Origin of the sequence: Arthrobacter sp. Bz4 (genome assembly GCF_003075455.1) — a bacterium.
Lineage (GTDB): Bacteria > Actinomycetota > Actinomycetes > Actinomycetales > Micrococcaceae > Arthrobacter_D.
Genome location: NZ_QDAE01000002.1, coordinates 89657 through 109335, shown reverse-complemented (window position 1 = coordinate 109335; position 19679 = coordinate 89657). Strand labels below are relative to the sequence as shown.

Below are 19679 nucleotides of genomic sequence, written 5' to 3'. Positions count from 1 at the left end.
TCAAAGGAAACCCCAAAATGCCCGCACCAAACACTAAATCCGCCGGCTCCTCCCGCGAATCAGCCCAGCAACTTCGGCTGGACCACGAGCGGCGGGAAAAGCGCTCACGCCTGTTGATGAGGTGGGGAATCATTGGCGGAGTCCTGGCTGTCCTCGCGGTGATCGCTGTGGTGATTGTGTCCTCGATTCGTCCGGATGTTCCGGCTGCCGGTCCCGCGCCAGCCCACGGCAATGAGTATGGCGGGATCACGCTTGCCTCTCCCACCGACCTGGCGGCCACCGCTGCCAGGACGGTCGACGCCGAGGCGGCGCTGGAGACACGCGAAACACCGGCGGGGGTGGAGGCCGACGCTGGGCCCGGGCCGGTCCGGGTGGTCGCGTGGGTCGACGTCAACTGCGTGCATTGCGCGGACTTCGAAACAACCTACTCAGCCCAAATTAAGCAGTGGCTCGACGACGGCGACGTCACCCTGGAGTACCGAACCGTTGCCTTCCTCGACCGGAACTCGACCAGCGCGTACTCCTCCCGGGCAGCCAACGCGCTAGCGTGCGTGGCTGACACGGCCCCGCAGGCATACCTGCCATTCACTCAAGCGCTATTCGGGAATTTCCCCACTGGGGAACTGAGCGATGACGAGCTCAGCGACCTTGCTGAAGCGTCGGGCGCAGGGGACATCTCCACCTGCGTTGCTGAAGGTACCTTCCGCCCCTGGGTGGACTTCACCACCAACGCAGCATCCTCCTCGGGCATCTCAGGCACGCCGACCGTGTACATCGATGGTGAGCCACTCGCGTCGCCTGCCGATTTCGTGACCGGCGTCGAAGCCGCAATTGAGGCCCGAGGTGCCTAAAGGCGGCCCATTGCAGGATCCTGCTGAGCTGGCCGCCGTGAGGGATGAGCGGCCAGTATCGGGGGAGCGGATCCCGGAGCGCAGCATTGTGCGGGTAGTTTTCGGTATCGCAGTGCCGGTCAGCCTGGCGGTCGCGATCCTGTCGATGTACTTCAGCGAAGCGCTCACCACGTACCGAACCACCATGGCGGATCCCGGCGACTTTGTGGTGCATGCTCGGCCAGTCGCGCGGGTAATCCAGGATCTCAGCGCTGCCATGACAATCGGCTTCCTGGTGCTCTGCGCCAGTCTCCTGCCGGCGTCCGACCGGAACAAGTCGATCATTGGGTTCGCCCAATGGAAGGCTCTCAATTGGGCCTGGATCTCGGCGGGTGTCTGGTTTGTCGCCTCGGTCGCCTCGCTGGTGCTGATTGCCGCTGACACTGCGGGCCAACCGATCAACAGTCCGGGGTTTGCGTCGATTTTCCTGTTCTTCGCCACTGAACTGGAGCTCGGGCAGATCCTGCTGGTGGCGCTGTCAGCGGTCCTGGTTCTGGTCGTGATGCTGCCAATGGTCCGGTCGACCACTGGGGCTGGTATTGCGCTGGCCATCGCAGCGATGGGGATCCTGCCATTGGCCCTGGCCGGGCATGCTGCCGGGTCGGATGACCACGGCAACGCCGTCAACTCCCTGGCGCTCCACCTGGTCGGCGTATGCGTGTGGGTCGGCGGGCTCGCGGCGGTGCTGCTGCTGGGATCCCGGCTGGGCAAGGACACGGGGCGGGTCCTTCGCCGCTACTCAGCACTGGCTGCGTGGGCGTTCGGGGCTGTGGCCTTCTCTGGGATTATCAACGCCAGCCTCCGCCTCGGGTCCCTGGCGGACCTGGCCACACCCTACGGTCTGCTCGTGGTGGTGAAGATGGGTAGCCTGACCCTGCTCGGGCTCGCTGGGTGGTATCAGCGCCGCAGGATTCTGCCGCGCCTGGACCGCGACCCGGAGGACCGACGGGCGTTCGTTACCTTTGGTGTGTCCGAAGCAGCGCTGATGATTGTTACCATCGGCGTGTCCGCCGGTCTTGCCGCGAGTCCGCCGCCCGTTCCGCAGGGGTCAATCGCCGACGTCGACCTGCGCCGTTCCCTCCTCGGCTACCCGTACCCGGAGCCGCTCACTGTCCCCAGCTTCCTAACTTCGTGGCACCCCGACTGGACGATTGGGCTCCTGGTTCTGGTTGCCGCCGGAGCCTACGTGGCTGCGGTCATCAGGGTCCGGCGTCGCGGCGATCGCTGGTCCATTCCCCGCTCGCTGGCCTTCCTCGCAGGGTGCGCCCTGCTGATTTGGCTAACCAGCGGCGGGCCCGCCGTCTATGGGAGGACCAGTTTTTCGGGGCACATGATCCAGCATATGGGCCTGATGATGTACGCACCGGTGCTCTTTGTGCTGGGGGCGCCGATCCTGTTGCTTCTCAAGTCGACACGTCCGCGCACCGACGGCAGCCGAGGCCTCCGCGAGTGGGTGCTCTGGCTCTTCCGCTCACGCTTCAGTCACTTCCTCACCCGCCCCCCGGTTGCTGGGCTGATTTTCGTGGGCAGCATGGTGGGGTTCTACTATTCACCCGTTTTCGAACTGGCCCTGTCCACCCATGTGGGACACGTGTTCATGATCGTGCACTTCCTTATTACCGGATATCTTTTCGCCTGGGTGCTCATCGGGATCGATCCGGGGCCAGCCCGATCGCCGTACCCGTTCAGGCTGATCATCCTGCTCGCGACCATGGCGTTCCACGCCTTCTTCGGCCTGTCGCTCCTGGGCGGCACAGAGATCCTGGCACCCACCTGGTGGGCTAACCTGCAGCTCACCGACCAGGCAGCTCTGCTGGCTGACCAGCAGCGAGGCGGCGCGATCGCGTGGGGAATTGGGGAGATCCCGACGGTACTCCTCGCGTTAGGCGTCGCCATGGCGTGGCGGAAGGACGACGAACGGACAGCGGTTCGCGAGGACCGCGCCGCTGACCGGGACGACGACGCCAAACTCACCGCCTACAACCAGCATCTTGAAAGCCTGCAGCGGAGGTCGCCGGGACGTTGACCACACACGACTGCGCCCCACCCATGAGCTGACACGGGTGGGGCGCAGTTGCTGAGGGCTATCGGGTCGGCGTGTTGTCGTAGTCCGCTCGGTCGATCTTGCGGTGGTAGCGCATGCCGGTGAGACCACCCAGGACGGCTCCGACGAGGGCTGCGACCAGCGCCACGATGACAGCAATAATGCCCGCGGTCGTGAGGTTCCCTTCATTGAGGGGGATCCGCGGGAAACTGTTGAGATTCGCGAAAATGTCGAACTGCCTTCCGAAGATCAAGCCGAGCACCGCCACCAGTACCGCGATGATGAGTGCCCAAAGCCACACGGCAACCCCCTGCTTCGCTCCGTTGAACCGCGCCATCCGTCCGGCGACGTAACCACCGGCAAAGTAGGAGAGGAGCAGGATCACCAGCAGGACAATTGCTCCCGTGATGCCGACGGTCTGCGGATCTGCGGCCACCTGGTCGGCGGCATCGGTCAGGTCAGTGTTGGTGGAGAGCCCGAAGACTGCTCCAGCCGCGGCGACGAGCGCCGTGAGCAGCACTGCCATCCCGGTGGCGGTGAGCCAGCCGAAGAACGCCGACCCAAACTTCATGCCACCAAAGGTGTCCTTCTCGTGCTGCAGGAGGGCTGCCCGTTCGGCCGACGCCGGTAGCGCCGGACGGTCGTCGTGGGTGTCGCGGTACCGGTCGTCATCCGGATCAGCGGTATGACTGACCGGCTGCGCAGCGACGGGCTGGGTACGGGTAGACGGCGACGCCGCTACGGCACCCGCCCCGGCGCCGGTAGCTACTGCGCCTGTTGAGCCGCCGGACTGTGTCTGGTGTTCGCGGGTGGTCTCGCCGTCGGTGGTGCGGTGCACCTGGGTGGCGTCACTGTCGCGGGCGGAGCGGCGCGAGTCGGTGGTGCGGTGCACCTCGGTGGCGTCACCGTCGCGGTCGGAGCGGCGCGAGTCGGTGTAGTCGTGCACCTGGGTGGCGTCGCCGTCGTTGGCGCTGGCCGAAGAGGAATCACGCCAATCCGCAGTGCCGTCAGAATGTTTGGGGGTGTTCTCCCGGGGAGAGTTGCCCTCTGCCGGGTCGTTCCCTGTTCCTTGCGTGCTCATGGTGCCTCCTACTATCGGTGCCGTACGGCTTCCTCAGCAACCTTACTATTACTGCCGGTGGGGGACAAGAGTGGCCGGATGGGAGCCAGCGCAGTGAGAGACTTTTCCTATGGAATTTCAGATCCTGATGACCGTGCTGACCGGCCTGCTGATCGTGGTTGGCGTCGCGGGAGTCATTGTGCCAATCCTCCCGGGCAGCATTCTCATCATCGGTTCCCTCCTGATGTGGGCGCTGGTGGTGTCCAGCACCGCGGGCTGGATGGCATTTGGCGTCGGAGCGGCGCTGGCTGTCGCTGGCCTGCTCGCCGGCGCGGTCCTGACTGGCCGGAAACTCCAGCAGCGCCAGATTCCGGGCAGATCGGTCGTGATCGGGTTGGTCACTGGCGTGCTGGGAATGTTCCTGATCCCCGTGGTCGGGCTCTTCGTGGGCTTCGCCGCTGGTCTGTTCGCGAGCGAATTCGCCCGGCAGCGGCAAGTCGGCCCGGCGCTATCGTCCAGCGGGGCTGCGTTGAAGGCAACCGGCATCGGAATTCTGGTCGAACTTGGGCTCGCACTGCTCGCAGGAAGCGTCTGGGTCATCGGCGTGTGGGTGCACTTTGCCACCGTCTAAGGATCGCTGAACACCACTATCGTCTGAAAATTGTCGCTCGGGAGCTGACCATGTTGCTGGATCTCATCCTCACCAACGCCCGTATCATCACCATGGACGCCCAGCGTCCGGCAGCGGGGAGCGTTGGCATCCTGAACGGGCGGATCGTCGGCTTCGACACCGAGCTGGCGGGCCTTAGCGCCAGAGAGGTTATTGACCTGCGGGGCAGGGTCCTTATTCCGGGGCTGAATGACGCGCACTGCCACACCGCCTGGTTCGGGCTCACCCTCGGTGAGGTGGACCTGTCCCATCTCACCGATCTGGAGCAGGTGTATGCCCGCCTCCATGCGGCGGCGCAGGCTCCGGCGGACGACGACGGCGGTTGGCTGGTTGCCAGCGGGTTCGACCACCACCGGTTCGGCGGTCAGTTCCCCAACCGGGGTGCCCTGGACCGGGTTAGTGGAGGGCGACCACTGTTCATCAGACGGACTTCAGGCCATGGTGGAATCGCCAACACGGAGGCCCTCCGGCGGGCGGGAGTTCTTGCCCAGGACTTCAGCGATCCGGTCGGCGGGAGGGTTGTGCGGGACGGCTCGGGGGAACCGACGGGCCTGCTGCAGGAAACCGCCCAGGCCCTGGTCCTTGACCTGCTCCGCCCCTACGCCCGTGAAACCCTGGTCGCGGCCATCGACCGGGCGAGCGCCCGGTACGCGAGTGAGGGGATCACCAGCTTCACCGATGCCGGCATCGGGGGCGGCTGGATTGGTCATGCACCAGACGAACTGGGCGCGTTCCAGGACGCCCGGACAGCGGGGAAGCTGCACGCCCGGGCGCAGCTGATGCCCGCCATCGAGACGCTGCAGTCAGATACGGGAGCCGGTCTGGGCCTGGGGATGTACAGCGGGTTCGGCGATAACATGCTGTCGTTGGGCCCGGCGAAGATCTTCCTGGATGGCGCGCTCTCCAGCGAGACTGCTGCGCAGACCGAGCCTTACTCCACCGGCAGCGTGAACAAGGGTTACCTGCTGGATGATCCGTTGGCCCTGCGGCGGCAGATGGTTGACGCGCACCGTGCCGGCTGGTCCATCGCCGCGCATGCGATCGGCGACGCTGCCATGGACCTGGCAATTGACACGTTCCGCCAGTTTCCTGACCGACCCAACGGGAGCCTGCCGCATCGGATCGAGCACGCGGCGGTGGTCCGACCGGACCAGCTGTCAGCACTCGCCGCCCTGGAGGTAGCGGTGGCGCCTCAAGCCTCCTTCTTCCGCCCGATAGGCGACGCGATGGCGCTGTCCTTGGGGGCGCGCCGGGCGGCATTCACCTACCGGGCCAAGTCCTTCCTCGACGCGGGCATCCGGATGGCAGGTAGCTCCGATCGGCCTTGTGCTGATGGGACAGCGCTGCGCTCCATCCAGTCCTACGTGGACCGCCTGACCTCCGGCGGCGCCATTTTCGGTGCCGCATCCGAACGGCTCACCGCTGCGGAAGCCCTCCGCATCTATACGGTCGGATCCGCGGACGCTACCGGATTCGGTGGGATCAAGGGCCGGCTGGCCGCCGGGATGCTTGCTGACTGCGCTGTCCTCGAGGCATCGCCGCTGGAGGTTCCGACCGGTGACATCGCCGACATCCCGGTTCTGGCCACCCTGCTGGGTGGTCGGTTTACCCACCACCAGCTGTGAGTGGGTGGCGCTACTCGCCGTCGGACAGGGATAGCGCGGCGGTGATCAAGGCCAGGTGACTCAGACCCTGCGGCAGGTTACCCATGAACTCGTGCCGGTCATCGGCGTCGATCATTTCGGCCAGCAGGCCGACGTCGTTCGCCAGAGGTAGCAGTTCGTCCATCTGGGAGCGTGCCTCTTCCTTGCGTCCGACCAGGGCCAGGGCAGCCACCATCCAGTAGGCGCAGGCGACAAAGGTGGATTCCTCGTCCTGCATGCCGCTGTACCGGTAGAGGAGGGGGCCAGCTCCAAGCTCGCCCCGCAGGGCATCAATGGTTGAGGACATTCGCGGTCCGCGCTCGTAGCCGCTGATGGCGTGCAGCAGGATCGAGGCGTCCAACTCCTGGGAACCGGGATACCAGACGTAGCTCTGGCGGTCTTCCGACCAGCAGTTCGCTTCGACCCAGTCCCGGATCCGATCGCGCTCGGCCCGCCAGCGCTCGGCGGGTCGTTGCAGTTGCCCGGCTTCGGAGAGTTTCACAGCACTATCCAGTGCATGCCAGCAGCCCAGCTTCGAGGTGGTGTAGTGCCGCTCCTCGGGGAGTTCCCAGATGCCGGCGTCGCGCTGTTGCCAGGTATCGCACGCAAGATCCGCTATGTCCGCGAGCTGGCGGGACGTGGTGGGGTCCAAGACGTGCCCGGCCTCGACGTACAGTCGCACAATGTCGAACAGGTCCCCGAAGACGCCCAGCTGAAGTTGGCCAGCTGCAGGGTTCCCGTCGACCACCGGGCCGATTCCTCGCCAGCCGGAAAGATCCGGGGTGCGTGTGCCTGCGGGGATCTCTCCGTTGAGGCGGGTGAAGACCTGCAGGTCCCTGCCCTGGGTGCGAAGGTTTTTGAGCATCCAGGACACCGCGGCGTGGACTTCCTCGCGCACTCCGGTCCGGACCAGCGCATGAAGGGTGTAGGCGGTGTCCCGCAGCCAGGTGTACCGGTAGTCCCAGTTCTTGCCGCCAGCCCTGCTCTCGGGTAGCGACGTGGTCGCGGCTGCGGCTATTGAACCGGAGGGGCTGTGGATCAGCAGCTTCAGGGCCAGGGCGCTCCGGAGCACCTGGTCGGCGTAGGGTCCGTCGTAGCTGAACTCTCTGGACCAGGTCTGCCAGTTGGAGATGGTTCGTTCGATGCCGGCGTCCACTGATTGGGGATCGGGGAGTGGCAGGGGCTCGTCGTGGGTGGAGATGACAGCGATGAGGTGGCGTGAGCCGGGATCGGTGGTGAGGGCCCCGGAAATTGCCTGACCCTCGATGGTCACATCGCCTTCGTTGATGCCGCGGACGCCCAGCGCGGTGCCGTCGACCATCAGTACTGCGCCGTGGTCGGTGGACTGGACCCAGGGTGAGGCGGTCTGGAAGCAGTTGCCGGGCCGGACTGCCCAGCGCATCGGCACGTTCCCGGTCAGGCCCTCGATTCGCCGGGCCAACTCGCCCCAGGGCAGTCGACCTGCCACGCCCGTGTTCAGGGAATCGGTGACCTGGACGGTGCCGGACCTGGTGGTGTAGATGGTGGCCAGGACGTTGGTGCCGTCCACATAAGCCCGTGTGGCGGTGAACGGTTCAGCCGGGCACAACTCCAGCGCGCCGCCGTCGTCGGCGTCCAGCAGCCGGGCGAACGCAGGGGTGGAGTCGAGGTCGGGGGTGGGGTACCAATCGATCGATCCATCGTGGGCGATCAGGGCAACCGTTCGCCCGTCGCCGATTGCTGCATAGGAACGCAGGTCAACGTAGCCGTCTCGGCGGTCGGCTAGCTCATTCGGATCAATCATCCAGTGGGCTAGTGGCCCTGATTTTTGTTGTACCGGGTCTTGTTGGCGCGGGTGTTCTCGTTATTGCCACGTCGATTTTTGAGCAGCTTGGAGGCAATGACGGGGACGAGGGTCCACAGGATTCTCTTCATCAGCACGACATGTTCCTTATCTATTGGAGGACCGAGGGTTTCCACGGGAAACCTAAGTCTACTTATAGTTTGGCTTGAAGGAAACTGGGAACGGCCCGCATAGCGGCTAGCCGGCGTGCGTCACGAACTCCTTCAGCGCCGCCAACTGCGTCAACCGGCACTCAGGCTTCAGGTACATCATGTGACCGGCCTCGTGATAGTGGTGCGTGAATCGGTCTTTCATCTGGTCCGTCAGATTCATGTGGGCGAACACGTATTCGGCCGCGAAATGCGGAGTGGCGCCGTCCTGATAGCCGTAATCCACGTGGACGCGGAGGGAGGGGTTGTGCACCAGGAGCCGCTCAAGGGTGTGACTCACATCCACGGGTGCCCCCTCGAAGGTCTTGTAACTCCACGGGTGCACCCGGGCAGTGAGCACCTCGTAGGGCAGGTCATTTTCGTAGCCAAGTTCGGCGCGCACGTAGTGGTTCATGGCTGCCGCGTACGGACCGGTGATGGCGCGGATGCTCGGGTCATCGGTCATAGTGGAGCTCTGCAGGCTGGCGGCTGCGCCGTGAACCGCCCGTCAATCCGGCCGACCGCAAGCCCATCCGCGCGGAGCAGTTCCGCGGCAAACTCACCGTACTGCCACCGCAGGTTGGTGCGGCGGACAAAGGCCTCGTCGAGGGTGGTAATCGCGGCCAGTCGGGCGACGACGTCGTCGTACTCCTCAGCGCTGAGTCGGCTGCCCTGCGTCAGGGCGTACCCGTAGTCGCGGGCGGCAAAGGTTTCGGCTTCACTGACGACGTCGGCGAGGTCGCGCCCCGGGTGGCGGCCGTGGAAGTGGGCGATGGCCGCGTAGGTGGGGATGTGCAGGGCGTACGGGAGGTCACTGCCGGGAAAGAACCGCAGCGTCGACATGTTCAGGACCGTGGAGATGAGGCCCAGGCCGTTCACAGCCATGCCGTAGGCGTCGAACAGCCGGCCGGCGACGGCGACGGCCCGGAGGGTTCCGTAGGATTCGCCGACGAGGTACTTCGGTGCGAGCCAGCGGTTGTTGCGGGTGGTCCAGAGCCGGATGACCTCGGCCACCAGATCGCGGTCTTCGATGAACGCGTGGAACTCGTCCGACTTCTCGCCTTCGACGACGCGGGAGAAGCCGGTGTTGACGGGGTCGATCATGACCAGGTCGCTGTGTTCAAGGAGTGTCTCGGGGTTGTCCACCAGCCCGAACGGTGCGGGAGTCATGGCTCCGGTATCGCCGGAATCGACCCGACGTGGGCCGAGCAAACCCAGGTGAAGCCAGATTGACGCCGAGCCGGGACCGCCGTTGAATGCGAAGGTGACCGGTCGAGTGGGAGTCTGGCCGTCGTCGTCGGGCTCGGTGTCCTTGGTGTAGGCCACGATGAAGATTTCGGCCTTGGGCTTGAACCCGTCGGACTTCCCGTCCTTCGTTTCCTCCCGGCGCAGGACCAGTCGGCCGGTAGTGCTCGTGTACTTCAGGCCCGACGCTGTGGTGTGCTGCCGGATGGCGAAGTCGTCGGTGACTTCCTTGACTTCTTTGACCTTCTCGGAGGTTGCGGAGTCTTCGATAGTTTCTGCGGTGTCGTCAGCCATGACTAGAGCGTACAGGTAGTTCCCAGAGGCAACCACTCCGTGGTGTCCGCCGTCGTCGGCCATCCCGATGTCCAGGTTGGCCCCGCGTGTCCGGGTTGCTCACCAAGGGGCCGCCCCGAAGTGGCTACTTTGCTGCGTTTGGCGACGTCGGGACGCTCGACGGCGATTCGTCGTCTGCCCAGCCGGTCCGGAGCTGGGGGCGGGCAAAGAACAGGGCGGCGCCGAGTCCGATGAGGATCACCGTGGCCGGCAGGAAAAGGGACTGGCCCATGGCCGCCGCATATCCGGGCTGTAGTGCTTCGGAGAGCTGCTGTCCGGGCACGGCTTCGGCTCCGCCGTCGCCAATGTTGGCAGCCAGGCGGGTGAGCATCATCGCCGCAATGGCAGAGCTCCCCAGGACGGCCCCCACCTGCCGGGTGGTGTTGTAAACGCCGGAGCCGGCGCCCGCGGAGGACCGAGGCAGGTTGCGGGTAGCCGTCAGGGAAACCGGAGCCCAGATGCCGGCACTCGCCAGGCCGAGCAGCGAGATGGGGAGCAGCAACGCCCAGACGGGCATGTCGGGAGTCATGATGGCGCCTAGCCAGAACAGTGACACCGACATGGCCGAGAATCCGAAGACAGCCATGTATTTGGGGTTGCCGCGCTGGACCAGTCGCCCCACCAGCGGGGCGAGCGAGCCGGAGATGATCGCCATGGGGGTCAGCAGCAGGGCGCCTTCAGTGGGGGAAAAGCCGCGAACGTTTTGGGCGTACAACATCAGGGGGATAGCAACAGTGGTGATGGCGAAGCCCATCGCGAAGATCGAGGTGTTGCCGAGCGAGAAGTTGCGGTCCTTGAACAGCCCCAGCGGCACCAGGGGCTCCTTGCGGTTATAGCGCTGCCAGAGGATGAAGGTCGCGAGCAGGACGACGCCGGTGATGATCAGCGACCAGACCGAAATGGGTCCGGCGATGGTACCCCAGTCATAGGTCTCGCCCTCCTGAATACCAAACACCAGGCAGAACATACCCGCGGCGCTCAGGACCACGCCGAGGAAGTCGAAGCTGTGGCTGTTGGTCGGAAGCCGGGGGACCAGGCGGTAGGCGAGGATCAGGCCGACGACGCCGACCGGTGCGTTGACGAAGAAGATCCACTCCCAGCCCAGCGAGTCGACCAGCAGGCCGCCAAGCACCGGGCCGATGAGGGTGGCGACGCCTGCCACGGATCCCCACAGTCCCATCGCAGCACCCCGGCGTTCCGGTGGGAAAATGCGGGTGATGACGGCCATGGTCTGGGGTGTCATCAGCGCCGCGCCGAGTCCTTGAAGGACCCGGGCCAGGATGAGCATCTCCACTGACCCGGCCATCCCGCACCACACGCTGGCCAGGGTGAACACCGTCAGGCCGGCGAGGTAGATTCGGCGAGGGCCGAACCGGTCGCCGAGGCGTCCGGTGATCAGCAGCGGGACGGCGAACGCCAGAAGGTAGGCGCTGTTGACCCAGACCACGCTGTCGAGGTCGGCTCCTAGTCCGTTCATGATTGCCGGGATGGCCACGGAGACGATGGTCGAGTCAACGAGAATCATGAAGAATCCGATGACCAGGGCCCAAAGTGCAGGCCAGGCGTTGATCTCGGTCTGCTCCTCGGCGGAGCGTTGTGCGGTCATTCTCCGAGGTTACTCCGGCTGCGGGCACCGATTTGCTACAGTACTTTTTGCGGGGCTTTAGCTCAGTTGGTAGAGCGTTTCGTTCGCAATGAAAAGGTCAGGGGTTCGATTCCCCTAAGCTCCACTCTGAAGGCCCTCTGACCTGCGGAAACGTTGGGTGGGAGGGCCTCGTTTCTGTCCTGCGACGGCTCAACCACACGGAAACCACACGCTTTCGGACTATTCCGGATCAGCCTTGGGTGTTGCATTCCGTCCGTCTGGGCCTCAGCGACGGTGGGTGGTATTCACATAGACATGCCCTCCGGTCCGGATAATGATGCGGTCCCAAACTTTTGGAGGACCGCTGTGAGGTCCGGTGACTGGGTTGCCTTGGCGATGTAGTGCTTCTCTGTGATTGCAGTTCCAGAGTGACCCAGCTGTGCGGCGGCTTGCTTGGAACTGTATTCCTGGTCGATGAGAGTGGCAACGGATTTCCGGAAAACATGCGGGGTTACCCATTCGAAGGGTGATCCAGCGCGGGCGTCCCGCCATTGCCTGCGGAAGTTGTGCGGGCTGCGCACAGTTCCCGTGGAAGACGGGAACAGCATGTCTTCGGGTTTGGGCTGCTTGGCTGAATACCTGCGCTGAAGTGTTTGCACGGCAAACGGCGGGACCTTCATCGTGCGGAAGCCGGCTTTTGTCTTCGGGTGGTCTTGCCGGTAGGCACCGCGGCCTTTCTCCATGATGACGGTTCCCGAGATCGTGATGGTCGGCGGTTCTGTTTCAAAATTGACGTCCTTCCAACGGATGGCCAGGACTTCACCAATTCGGGCGCGTGGGGAGGAAAATGTCGAGAACATCCAGCAGGTCTAGTGCGCGTGGCCGTCCCTGGTGTGCGGGGTCCTTTTGCCACCCGGCAATGACAGCCCGGAGCTTCTGAACGTCTTCGACTGACAGTGCCTTGACGTCTTTCCTGGCGAATTTGATGGCTCCGACATCCCGAACTGGATTGCTGCGCAGGGCATCGTGCCGGAGTGCGAGACCGATCATGCCGGTCAGAACGATTTTGGAATGACGTGCGGTGGCAGGGTGGTCTGCAGCGACGTTTTTGAGGAACCGGTCAATACGGCCGGTGCTCAGTTCGTGCAGCCGGAGTCCGGCCAGTGCGGGTTCGATGACGCGACTGTAGGTGTCGCGGTAGCCATCGATGGTCCTTCTGCTGGCGCGACCATTGTTCTCAATTTCTTCGAACCACAGATCGCTGAGCTCGGATAGCCGAGTATCTCTGGAAATATCACTTGTGGCAGGGGCTCGCCGGTCTTGGAACGAAGTGACAAGGTTTCGTTCGGCGGCGGCTCCACCGGTTCCCCAGACTTCAGCGGTGCGGGTGATGCCGTCGGTGGCTGGACAGTTCCGGCAAATTTGAGCGGCGTGGTACAGAGCGAGTTACGTGATGCTTTTCAAGAGAGCAAGCGCCGCGGACATGTTTTAGTACGCGAATAATTTGAGCAGCCGAACGGGGAAGAGCTAGTAGCTTGACTGCCGCCTATACCTCTTTGTGGTTGCGCTACGCTTCACGCCTGGGCATGTGGAAACCCTCGACACGGTCTGGGTCGCCTGCTTAATATCCACATCACCGACAGATTTTTACTTGATCCGGAGGCATTGGTAGGAAGCGGCATACGGTGGACCAGGCCGAACAGTGGTTGGAATGTCTCTGGTCAGTTAGCTTACGTTTTACTAGGGTGGTCGTCAGGTGAACAAGACGGGAGGACCCATCACAGTTTCAGCGCTGGGCAGAACGGGCATCACTGTGCAGACGGTGGTGCGCCTCGTGTTGAGCTTTTCGCTCCTTGTCGCGTTTACCTCTTCAGGCACCGCGGCTTTGTGCCTTCCGATGGAACAACACAAGTCCCCCGCGATGGCGGACCATGCGGTGGGTATGGATTTACCGGGGCAGGCTAGCGGCGCTAGTACGACAGTCAGGGCCGTGACACCCACGCATTCCCCGTCGGCACAAACGTGCTGCCATCAACAGGTCAGTGCGACCGAAAGAGTCACAGCGCCGCAGCGTGCGCTACCGGCGGAGCAGGGCGTGGCCTTTCCAGCGCGGCTGGAACTGCTTCCTGCTGATCACAGGTACATGCCGCCGGGATTGTTTGATCCGACTCTTGAGAGGCGCGATCATCTTCGGCCGTCGTTGACGGCTCTATCGATCAGTCGTACATAAACCCCTCTTCCCTGGCATGCCGGTCCCCACCGGCCCGCCATGTCGCCTGTCTCTAGCCGATAGCATCGGCTCCCGGTCGCCCATCGGCGCCCCGTTCGACAACAACAAAATGACCAGCAGCTGACGTAGCTCAGCTGCACCCTGACTGAGGAGAAACCAATGACACATCACGTGAGGTCAATGCTAGATACCTTCCCCAAGGACCTCGGGGGAGTGGATAAGGAAAAGCTCGCTGAATGCATCGAGGCTTGCTTCGAATGTGCCCAGACCTGCACCGCGTGCGCGGATGCCTGCCTGAGCGAGGACATGGTCGCCGATCTAACGAAGTGCATCCGCACCAACCTGGACTGTGCCGATATTTGTGCGGCCACCGGCGCTGTCCTGACCCGTCGCACCGGGTACGACGCGGAACTTACCCGAGCCGTGCTCGAGGCCTGCCGTACGGCATGCAGAGCCTGCGCGGACGAGTGTGAACAGCACGCCGAGATGCACGATCACTGTCGGGTCTGTGCTGAGGCCTGCCGGCGCTGTGAGAAGGCGTGCGAGGAATTGTTGTCTTCGCTCGGTTAGACACCTTTTCCCTAACGGCGATCCAAGGAGCACTTGATGAATTCAGCAGAAAACACGCCAGGTAGTCACCCAGTAAGAGACTCCGGGTGCGAGCATCAGCAAACCGAACCCGGCCAACAGGAAACATCTTCCGCTAAAGACAATGCCCGGGACGGCCAGGACCACTCCAAGGGCGGCGGTTCAGGCAAGATGTATCTAAAGTTTGGCGTCATCCTCCTGATCAGTCTCGGACTGATGTGGGTGCTATCAATGTCGATGGTCCGGTCCATCGATCACTTCTACTTCAACCTAAGCAACTTCTGGATGGCGTTGTTAATGGTTGGGGCGATGGCAATCGTCATGGTCGTGGGCATGTGGTCGATGTTCAAGAACAAAAAGGCGAACATCGCCATGCTGGTCGGATTCGCCGTGCTCTTCGTGGGCGCTTTCTCCCTGGGGCGGACGGAAACCTTCGTCGGCAACGAAGAATTCCTGAAGTCAATGATTCCGCACCACTCCCGCGCCATCCTGGTCTGCCAGGAGTCGAACATCACGGATCCGGAAATAGTGGAACTGTGTGACGCGATTGTGGAGACCCAGCGGGAGGAAATCAGCCAAATGCAATCGATCCTCGATCGATACGCATCCGACTGACAAGGAACACAAGAAGTTGGGGCGCTCTCTGAAGTGAGGGCGCCCCTGTCTACTCACCCCGGTCGCGGTGAGTAACGATGCGGTAAAAACTGATTTTGACATATACCCCTAGGGGGTATACTTTGTGGTAACCGAGCGGGAAGTCCGAGCCCACAAATGGACCGCTTACTCCTTGAAGGTCCCTCACTGCGACTGCAGCCAGCGTGGATGACCCCGGGGTGACTGCACCCGCTGATTCTCGAATAACCATTCCTCGTATTTTGGAGACCCATCATGTGCGGCACTTCTCCGGATCTAACTCTGACTGATACATCATCTTCCGGATGCGCCTGCTGCGCCCCGCAGGACAGCAAAACTAAGACCGCTCCTGCAACTGGCAACATCAGCGCGAGTTTCGGTGTCGCCGGGTTGACCTGCGGTTCGTGCGCGTCCCGGGTGACCTCTGCAGTCGGCGCGATCGATGACGTCACCGATGTCCAGATTGATCTCGTGTCCGGCGGGACCTCCACGGTCACCGTCCTCAGCAACCAGACTGTTCCCGCGGCAGCAGTACGCTCCGCAGTCGAGCACGCCGGGTACCAGCTTTCTAACGCCTGATCTTTTCTCGGGTCCGGGACACGATCCCGTTTGACTGAAGGAAACCACCATGAAACGCCAGACCCCCGCGAACGACGAGACGCACGGCCAGGCCATGCCCACGACGGAACCGACCTCCGCGCTGGATGCCGACCAACACGAAGACCACGGTCACCAAACGCCCGCGGCGGATGCGGACCATGAGGTGCACTCCCACGGCGAGCATGCGGGACACTCCACCGCAATGTTCAAAAACAAGTTCTGGTTGAGCCTGATCCTTGCCGTTCCCGTGGTGCTGTTCAGCCACATGTTCGCCACGATCGTCGGCTACACGCCACCGGACTTCCCCGGTGCCATGTGGATCTCACCAGTCCTGGGCACCATCATTTTCTTCTACGGCGGCGCTCCGTTCCTCAAAGGCGGAGTAACGGAGCTCAAATCCCGGCAACCGGGCATGATGTTGCTGATCGCGATGGCCATCAGCGTCGCGTTCATCGCGTCCTGGATCACGACCCTCGGGATTGGAGATTTCAACCTCGACTTCTGGTGGGAACTCGCTCTGCTGGTCGTCATCATGCTGTTGGGGCATTGGATGGAAATGCGTGCCCTCGGCTCCGCCGCCGGTGCCCTTGACGCGTTGGCCGCGCTCCTACCGGATGAGGCAGACAAAGTCACCGACGCGGGAATTGAAACCGTCCCGGTGAGCTCGCTGGCCACTGGAGATGTCGTCCTGGTCCGGTCGGGGGCCCGGGTACCAGCAGACGGTGAGATCGTCGACGGGACAGCCGAGTTCGATGAGGCGATGATCACCGGTGAATCCCGCACCGTCCAACGGACAGTTGGTGAGACAGTGGTGGCCGGGACGGTAGCAACTGACAACGCGGTGCGGGTTAAGGTGACAGCCGTCGGATCGGACACCACCCTGGCAGGAATCCAGCGTCTGGTCGCTGAGGCGCAGGCATCCTCGTCGAAGGCCCAAGCGCTGGCCGACAGGGCGGCAGCACTGCTGTTTTACTTCGCTCTAGGCGCTGGCATCATCACGTTCATCGCCTGGTTTCTGCTGGGAAGCCCCGATGATGCGGTGATCCGTACCGTCACGGTGCTGGTCATCGCCTGCCCGCACGCCCTCGGGCTGGCCATCCCACTCGTGATCGCCATTTCGACCGAACGCGCGGCGAAGTCCGGGGTTCTGATCAAGAACAGGATGGCCCTGGAGCGCATGCGCACCGTCGACGTCGTCCTGTTCGACAAGACCGGAACCCTCACCGAAGGCCAACACGCAGTTACTGCTACCGTCACCTCCGGAGAAATGACTGAGGGGGAGCTATTGGCTCTAGCGTCAGCCGCGGAGTCCGACAGCGAGCATCCGGTCGCTCGGGCCATCGTTCAGGCTGCCGAGCATAATCAGGAATCGACGGCGTTCGGCTACCGAGGCAGCGGGTTTTCATCCATGACCGGGCGCGGTGTCCGGGCGACGGTCAACGGGTCCGAGATCACCGTTGGCGGGCCGAACATGCTCAAGGAACTTGGTTTGGAGACCCCCTCGGACATGATGGTCACCATTCAGGAATGGGTCGGTCGCGGCGCCTCTGTACTGCATGTGGTTCGCGACGGAGCTGTCATTGGTGCCGTGCGACTCGAGGACCGGGTCAGGGATGAGTCCCGGGCAGCTGTGAAAGCGCTGCAAGACCGGGGCGTGAAAGTTGCGATGATCACCGGGGACGCACGCCAGGTCGCGGACGCCGTCGGGACCGAGCTCGGCATTGATGAAATCTTCGCTGACGTGTTGCCTCAGGACAAGGACTCCAAGGTCGCCGAACTGCAGAACCGCGGACTGAAAGTGGCGATGGTCGGCGACGGCGTGAATGACGCCCCCGCGCTGGCCCGTGCTGAGGTCGGCATCGCCATCGGTGCTGGGACCGACGTCGCAATGGAATCCGCCGGCGTAGTCCTGGCGGGCAACGATCCACGATCAGTCCTGGCGATGATCGACCTATCCAGAGCCAGTTATCGGAAGATGATCCAGAACCTCGTCTGGGCCACCGGATACAACCTGATCGCTGTGCCGCTGGCCGCCGGCGTGCTGGCCTTCGCCGGTTTCGTTCTCTCGCCCGCGGCCGGAGCAGTGCTGATGAGTGTTTCAACCATCGTGGTCGCTTTGAATGCACAGTTACTGCGCAGGATCGACCTCAAGCCAGAACGCATCAGCACCTAGACACCCTGGAAGCGGGTAACGCGTCGGGCCACTGGCCAGCGCGTGGCGAAGCAGGAGGTGAGAGTGTTCCTGTCCCGCGGGCGCGCTGCCACCCGCTATCCTTCTAGGCTCCGCCCGCGTCACTATTGGCATCTTTTCCGCTAAGTAGGCCGGGGCGGTTCAACGGCAGTCTGATGGGTTTTGGCGGGCCGCAATAGCGAGTGAATGAGTGAAGTATCAGTGATCATTGAGAGAGGAACCTTGGAATGGGTGTAGTGCTGACGGTGGTGGGGGTCGCGATCATCCTGTTTGGGCTGATGGACATGTTCCATACCTTGCTGCATCCCAGCGGCCAGGGACGCCTCAGTGGGTTGGTGCTCTCCGGGGCGTGGCGTCTTTCGAAGCTGATGGGGCACCGTCTGGGCTCGGTCGTGGGTCCGGTGGCGATGGTCGCCGTGATTCTGTTGTGGGTGATGCTCCAAAGTGTCGGCTGGGCTCTGATTTACTACCCCCATATTCCGGACGGGTTCATGTACTCACCGGGTGTGGACCAGGCGTCTTACCCTGACTTTAACGAAGCGCTCTACGTATCCTTCGTTACTCTGTCCACCTTGGGCTACGGGGATGTCGTGGCTACTGATACATGGATCCGAGTGGCCTCTCCTCTGGAGGCGTTGACCGGCTTCGCCCTACTTACCGCAGCCTTGACCTGGTTCATTCAGATCTATCCGCCGCTGTCCCGACGTCGAGCTTTGGCACTGGAGATTAAAGGCCTGGCTGATACGGGTTACGCCGAGGCGATCAGGGAGATGGACGCAGCCACCGTCTCCCGGGTCCTGGACTCCCTCACTGCTGAGGTAGTGAAGGTCCGTCTGGACTACATGCATCACACCGAGGGATTCTACTTCCAAGAGCAGAGCCCCGAACTCGCCCTGTCCCGTCAACTACCGTATGTGCTACGTCTGCGTGATGCGGCTTTGGAGCGGCAGGAGGCAGTGGTGCGGCTGAGCGCCCTGCGACTGTCTCTGGCGCTTGACCAGCTCGGGGCTGAACTCAAGGAGAGTTTCCTGCACACCGGGAACAACCTCGAAGAGATCTTCGACGCGTACGCTACCGAACACGGACAGCGCCCCCGCACCTAAAGCCCCAATCGATTCGGTGAATATACGAGGAACCTCAGTCCAGAAGACGACAGATTTCGCGGGCGCCGGCGGCCTGCTCAGGCGTGGGTGAGGGAACCTAGTAATCGGTCATTGGAATCGATGGACGAAAGGCAGCGGTGATGAGCAGCAGGGAAAAGGCATGGACGTTCTGTGCCTTGCCGCGCGCTGGCGTGACCTTCTTAGGACTCATCGCCCTCGTCGTCGGGATCCTGGCTTTGCATGTCTGGATGGGCGGTGACGGACCTTCAACAAGCGGTTCCTTAGCGCAGGGTGCTAGGTGTGGCGGCCCACTAGTGGAAGATCGTAGTGCGCTGCGACATGGGCGAAGTCCGGATCAGGGCCTAGGTTCTCGGATGACAGCTGGCGCAGATCGTTGGACCCAGGAGGCAACCCGTTATCGAAGCGGCGGTCCCAATATGCCCAGCAACGGCCGAAAAGCGTTTTAGACGCGAATGAGATGCCCAACGCCTCGGAACCGTCATCGAGCAGCTGCTGCCTAATCACCTTGGCAAGAAGTGTCGTTACAGCCCGGTTCCCGGCACTAATGGACCCGGCTGTAAGTACTTGCAGTACCTCGGTCATCCCCGCCATCGTGGGGGCCAGTCTTTCGAGTGCCGCGAGCGTGTTGGGATGGTCCATCTTGACCCACGGGTCAAGGCCTCTCAGGAGGCAGACTGGGGTGTCGGTCTCGGCCGTGGCCGTTTGGAAGGTACATCGGCGAGGACGATATTCACCACACGTTTACCACACGGAAACGATGAAATACGGTGACATGTCATGGTTTTTGCAAATCGACAAAACCGTCTAGATTCCGCGGATTTTTGGCACAATGCGAGGTTTTGGCAGGCATAGAAATAGGCCGTCCCCTGAAA

The 19679-nt window shown here is 62.9% G+C and carries 19 protein-coding genes and 1 tRNA gene; 11 read left to right on the top strand and 9 right to left on the bottom strand.

Annotated elements, in window-relative coordinates:
• The first annotated feature begins 17 nt into the window (after positions 1-17).
• Entirely contained in the window at positions 18-851 is an 834-nt protein-coding gene (locus DDA93_RS02350; RefSeq protein WP_116777973.1) for a thioredoxin domain-containing protein, read from the top strand.
• A 10-nt stretch (positions 852-861) separates the two neighbouring features.
• Positions 862-2916 (top strand): cytochrome c oxidase assembly protein, encoded by a 2055-nt coding sequence (locus DDA93_RS02345; RefSeq protein ID WP_019484070.1) that lies wholly within the window; start codon positions 862-864, stop codon positions 2914-2916.
• 58 nt (positions 2917-2974) lie between these two features.
• On the opposite strand, the gene DDA93_RS16615 is transcribed toward DDA93_RS02345, so the two are convergent.
• The gene (locus DDA93_RS16615; RefSeq protein WP_019484071.1) at positions 2975-4015 is read right to left on the bottom strand and encodes a YrzE family protein; all 1041 of its coding nucleotides are present in this window, start codon (positions 4013-4015) and stop codon (positions 2975-2977) included.
• Between the two features lie 109 nt (positions 4016-4124).
• On the opposite strand from DDA93_RS16615, the gene DDA93_RS02335 reads away from it, so the two are divergent.
• Entirely contained in the window at positions 4125-4625 is a 501-nt protein-coding gene (locus DDA93_RS02335) for a DUF456 domain-containing protein (protein WP_019484072.1), read from the top strand.
• Between the two features lie 50 nt (positions 4626-4675).
• A complete protein-coding gene (locus DDA93_RS02330; RefSeq protein WP_019484073.1) occupies positions 4676-6289 on the top strand; it encodes an amidohydrolase in 1614 nt (537 codons plus the stop codon).
• A 10-nt stretch (positions 6290-6299) separates the two neighbouring features.
• Here DDA93_RS02330 and DDA93_RS02325 read toward each other — a convergent pair whose 3' ends face one another.
• From DDA93_RS02325 to DDA93_RS02315, 5 genes are all read right to left on the bottom strand, one after another.
• Positions 6300-8090, bottom strand: a complete 1791-nt coding sequence (locus tag DDA93_RS02325) for a glycoside hydrolase family 15 protein (protein WP_019484074.1) — start codon at positions 8088-8090, stop codon at positions 6300-6302.
• 8 nt (positions 8091-8098) lie between these two features.
• A complete protein-coding gene (locus DDA93_RS16965) occupies positions 8099-8227 on the bottom strand; it encodes a hypothetical protein (RefSeq protein ID WP_019484075.1) in 129 nt (42 codons plus the stop codon).
• A 100-nt stretch (positions 8228-8327) separates the two neighbouring features.
• Positions 8328-8744, bottom strand: a complete 417-nt coding sequence (locus DDA93_RS16610) for a hypothetical protein (protein ID WP_243400489.1) — start codon at positions 8742-8744, stop codon at positions 8328-8330.
• Complete coding sequence (locus DDA93_RS02320; protein WP_243400488.1) at positions 8741-9817, bottom strand: hypothetical protein; 1077 nt, start codon at positions 9815-9817, stop codon at positions 8741-8743. Before DDA93_RS02320 ends, DDA93_RS16610 begins: the two co-directional genes overlap by 4 nt.
• Positions 9818-9941: 124 nt before the next feature.
• Positions 9942-11462: a DHA2 family efflux MFS transporter permease subunit gene (locus DDA93_RS02315; protein ID WP_019484077.1), complete on the bottom strand. Its 1521-nt coding sequence runs from the start codon at positions 11460-11462 to the stop codon at positions 9942-9944.
• A 51-nt stretch (positions 11463-11513) separates the two neighbouring features.
• On the opposite strand from DDA93_RS02315, the gene DDA93_RS02310 reads away from it, so the two are divergent.
• Positions 11514-11586 (top strand) — tRNA-Ala (locus tag DDA93_RS02310).
• A gap of 160 nt (positions 11587-11746) precedes the next feature.
• On the opposite strand, the gene DDA93_RS02305 is transcribed toward DDA93_RS02310, so the two are convergent.
• On the bottom strand, positions 11747-12301 hold the full coding sequence (locus DDA93_RS02305) for a site-specific integrase (RefSeq protein ID WP_116777972.1): 555 nt from the start codon (positions 12299-12301) through the stop codon (positions 11747-11749).
• Positions 12261-12491 (bottom strand): hypothetical protein, encoded by a 231-nt coding sequence (locus DDA93_RS16155; RefSeq protein ID WP_133185402.1) that lies wholly within the window; start codon positions 12489-12491, stop codon positions 12261-12263. The genes DDA93_RS02305 and DDA93_RS16155 overlap by 41 nt, the downstream gene beginning before the upstream one ends.
• A gap of 21 nt (positions 12492-12512) precedes the next feature.
• On the opposite strand from DDA93_RS16155, the gene DDA93_RS02300 reads away from it, so the two are divergent.
• The 6 genes from DDA93_RS02300 to DDA93_RS02275 all read left to right on the top strand — a co-directional run bounded on the left by DDA93_RS02300 (position 12513) and on the right by DDA93_RS02275 (position 18786).
• Positions 12513-12716: a hypothetical protein gene (locus DDA93_RS02300; RefSeq protein ID WP_133185400.1), complete on the top strand. Its 204-nt coding sequence runs from the start codon at positions 12513-12515 to the stop codon at positions 12714-12716.
• 1114 nt (positions 12717-13830) lie between these two features.
• Positions 13831-14241: a four-helix bundle copper-binding protein gene (locus DDA93_RS02295; RefSeq protein ID WP_024476322.1), complete on the top strand. Its 411-nt coding sequence runs from the start codon at positions 13831-13833 to the stop codon at positions 14239-14241.
• A 36-nt stretch (positions 14242-14277) separates the two neighbouring features.
• The gene (locus tag DDA93_RS02290; RefSeq protein ID WP_116777970.1) at positions 14278-14874 is read left to right on the top strand and encodes a DUF305 domain-containing protein; all 597 of its coding nucleotides are present in this window, start codon (positions 14278-14280) and stop codon (positions 14872-14874) included.
• Between the two features lie 273 nt (positions 14875-15147).
• Entirely contained in the window at positions 15148-15471 is a 324-nt protein-coding gene (locus DDA93_RS16960) for a heavy metal-associated domain-containing protein (protein WP_024476321.1), read from the top strand.
• 223 nt (positions 15472-15694) lie between these two features.
• Positions 15695-17665: a heavy metal translocating P-type ATPase gene (locus DDA93_RS02280; RefSeq protein ID WP_116778056.1), complete on the top strand. Its 1971-nt coding sequence runs from the start codon at positions 15695-15697 to the stop codon at positions 17663-17665.
• Between the two features lie 245 nt (positions 17666-17910).
• Positions 17911-18786: a potassium channel family protein gene (locus tag DDA93_RS02275; RefSeq protein WP_019484084.1), complete on the top strand. Its 876-nt coding sequence runs from the start codon at positions 17911-17913 to the stop codon at positions 18784-18786.
• A gap of 294 nt (positions 18787-19080) precedes the next feature.
• On the opposite strand, the gene DDA93_RS02270 is transcribed toward DDA93_RS02275, so the two are convergent.
• Positions 19081-19446, bottom strand: coding sequence for a hypothetical protein (locus DDA93_RS02270; protein WP_019484085.1), 366 nt, complete (start codon positions 19444-19446; stop codon positions 19081-19083).
• Positions 19447-19679 lie beyond the last annotated feature (233 nt).

What these genes read in the sequence shown, in the direction of transcription:
- DDA93_RS02350 (WP_116777973.1), top strand. Translation starts at nt 18, where the DNA reads ATGCCCGCACCAAACACTAAATCCGCCGGCTCCTCCCGCGAATCAGCC.
- DDA93_RS16615 (WP_019484071.1), bottom strand. Translation starts at nt 4,015, where the DNA reads ATGAGCACGCAAGGAACAGGGAACGACCCGGCAGAGGGCAACTCTCCC.
- DDA93_RS02335 (WP_019484072.1), top strand. Translation starts at nt 4,125, where the DNA reads ATGGAATTTCAGATCCTGATGACCGTGCTGACCGGCCTGCTGATCGTG.
- DDA93_RS02330 (WP_019484073.1), top strand. Translation starts at nt 4,676, where the DNA reads ATGTTGCTGGATCTCATCCTCACCAACGCCCGTATCATCACCATGGAC.
- DDA93_RS02325 (WP_019484074.1), bottom strand. Translation starts at nt 8,090, where the DNA reads ATGATTGATCCGAATGAGCTAGCCGACCGCCGAGACGGCTACGTTGAC.
- DDA93_RS16610 (WP_243400489.1), bottom strand. Translation starts at nt 8,744, where the DNA reads ATGACCGATGACCCGAGCATCCGCGCCATCACCGGTCCGTACGCGGCA.
- DDA93_RS02320 (WP_243400488.1), bottom strand. Translation starts at nt 9,817, where the DNA reads ATGGCTGACGACACCGCAGAAACTATCGAAGACTCCGCAACCTCCGAG.
- DDA93_RS02315 (WP_019484077.1), bottom strand. Translation starts at nt 11,462, where the DNA reads ATGACCGCACAACGCTCCGCCGAGGAGCAGACCGAGATCAACGCCTGG.
- DDA93_RS02305 (WP_116777972.1), bottom strand. Translation starts at nt 12,301, where the DNA reads ATGTTCTCGACATTTTCCTCCCCACGCGCCCGAATTGGTGAAGTCCTG.
- DDA93_RS16155 (WP_133185402.1), bottom strand. Translation starts at nt 12,491, where the DNA reads ATGATCGGTCTCGCACTCCGGCACGATGCCCTGCGCAGCAATCCAGTT.
- DDA93_RS02300 (WP_133185400.1), top strand. Translation starts at nt 12,513, where the DNA reads ATGACGTGCGGTGGCAGGGTGGTCTGCAGCGACGTTTTTGAGGAACCG.
- DDA93_RS02295 (WP_024476322.1), top strand. Translation starts at nt 13,831, where the DNA reads ATGACACATCACGTGAGGTCAATGCTAGATACCTTCCCCAAGGACCTC.
- DDA93_RS02290 (WP_116777970.1), top strand. Translation starts at nt 14,278, where the DNA reads ATGAATTCAGCAGAAAACACGCCAGGTAGTCACCCAGTAAGAGACTCC.
- DDA93_RS16960 (WP_024476321.1), top strand. Translation starts at nt 15,148, where the DNA reads ATGTGCGGCACTTCTCCGGATCTAACTCTGACTGATACATCATCTTCC.
- DDA93_RS02280 (WP_116778056.1), top strand. Translation starts at nt 15,695, where the DNA reads ATGTTCAAAAACAAGTTCTGGTTGAGCCTGATCCTTGCCGTTCCCGTG.
- DDA93_RS02275 (WP_019484084.1), top strand. Translation starts at nt 17,911, where the DNA reads ATGGGTGTAGTGCTGACGGTGGTGGGGGTCGCGATCATCCTGTTTGGG.
- DDA93_RS02270 (WP_019484085.1), bottom strand. Translation starts at nt 19,446, where the DNA reads ATGGACCATCCCAACACGCTCGCGGCACTCGAAAGACTGGCCCCCACG.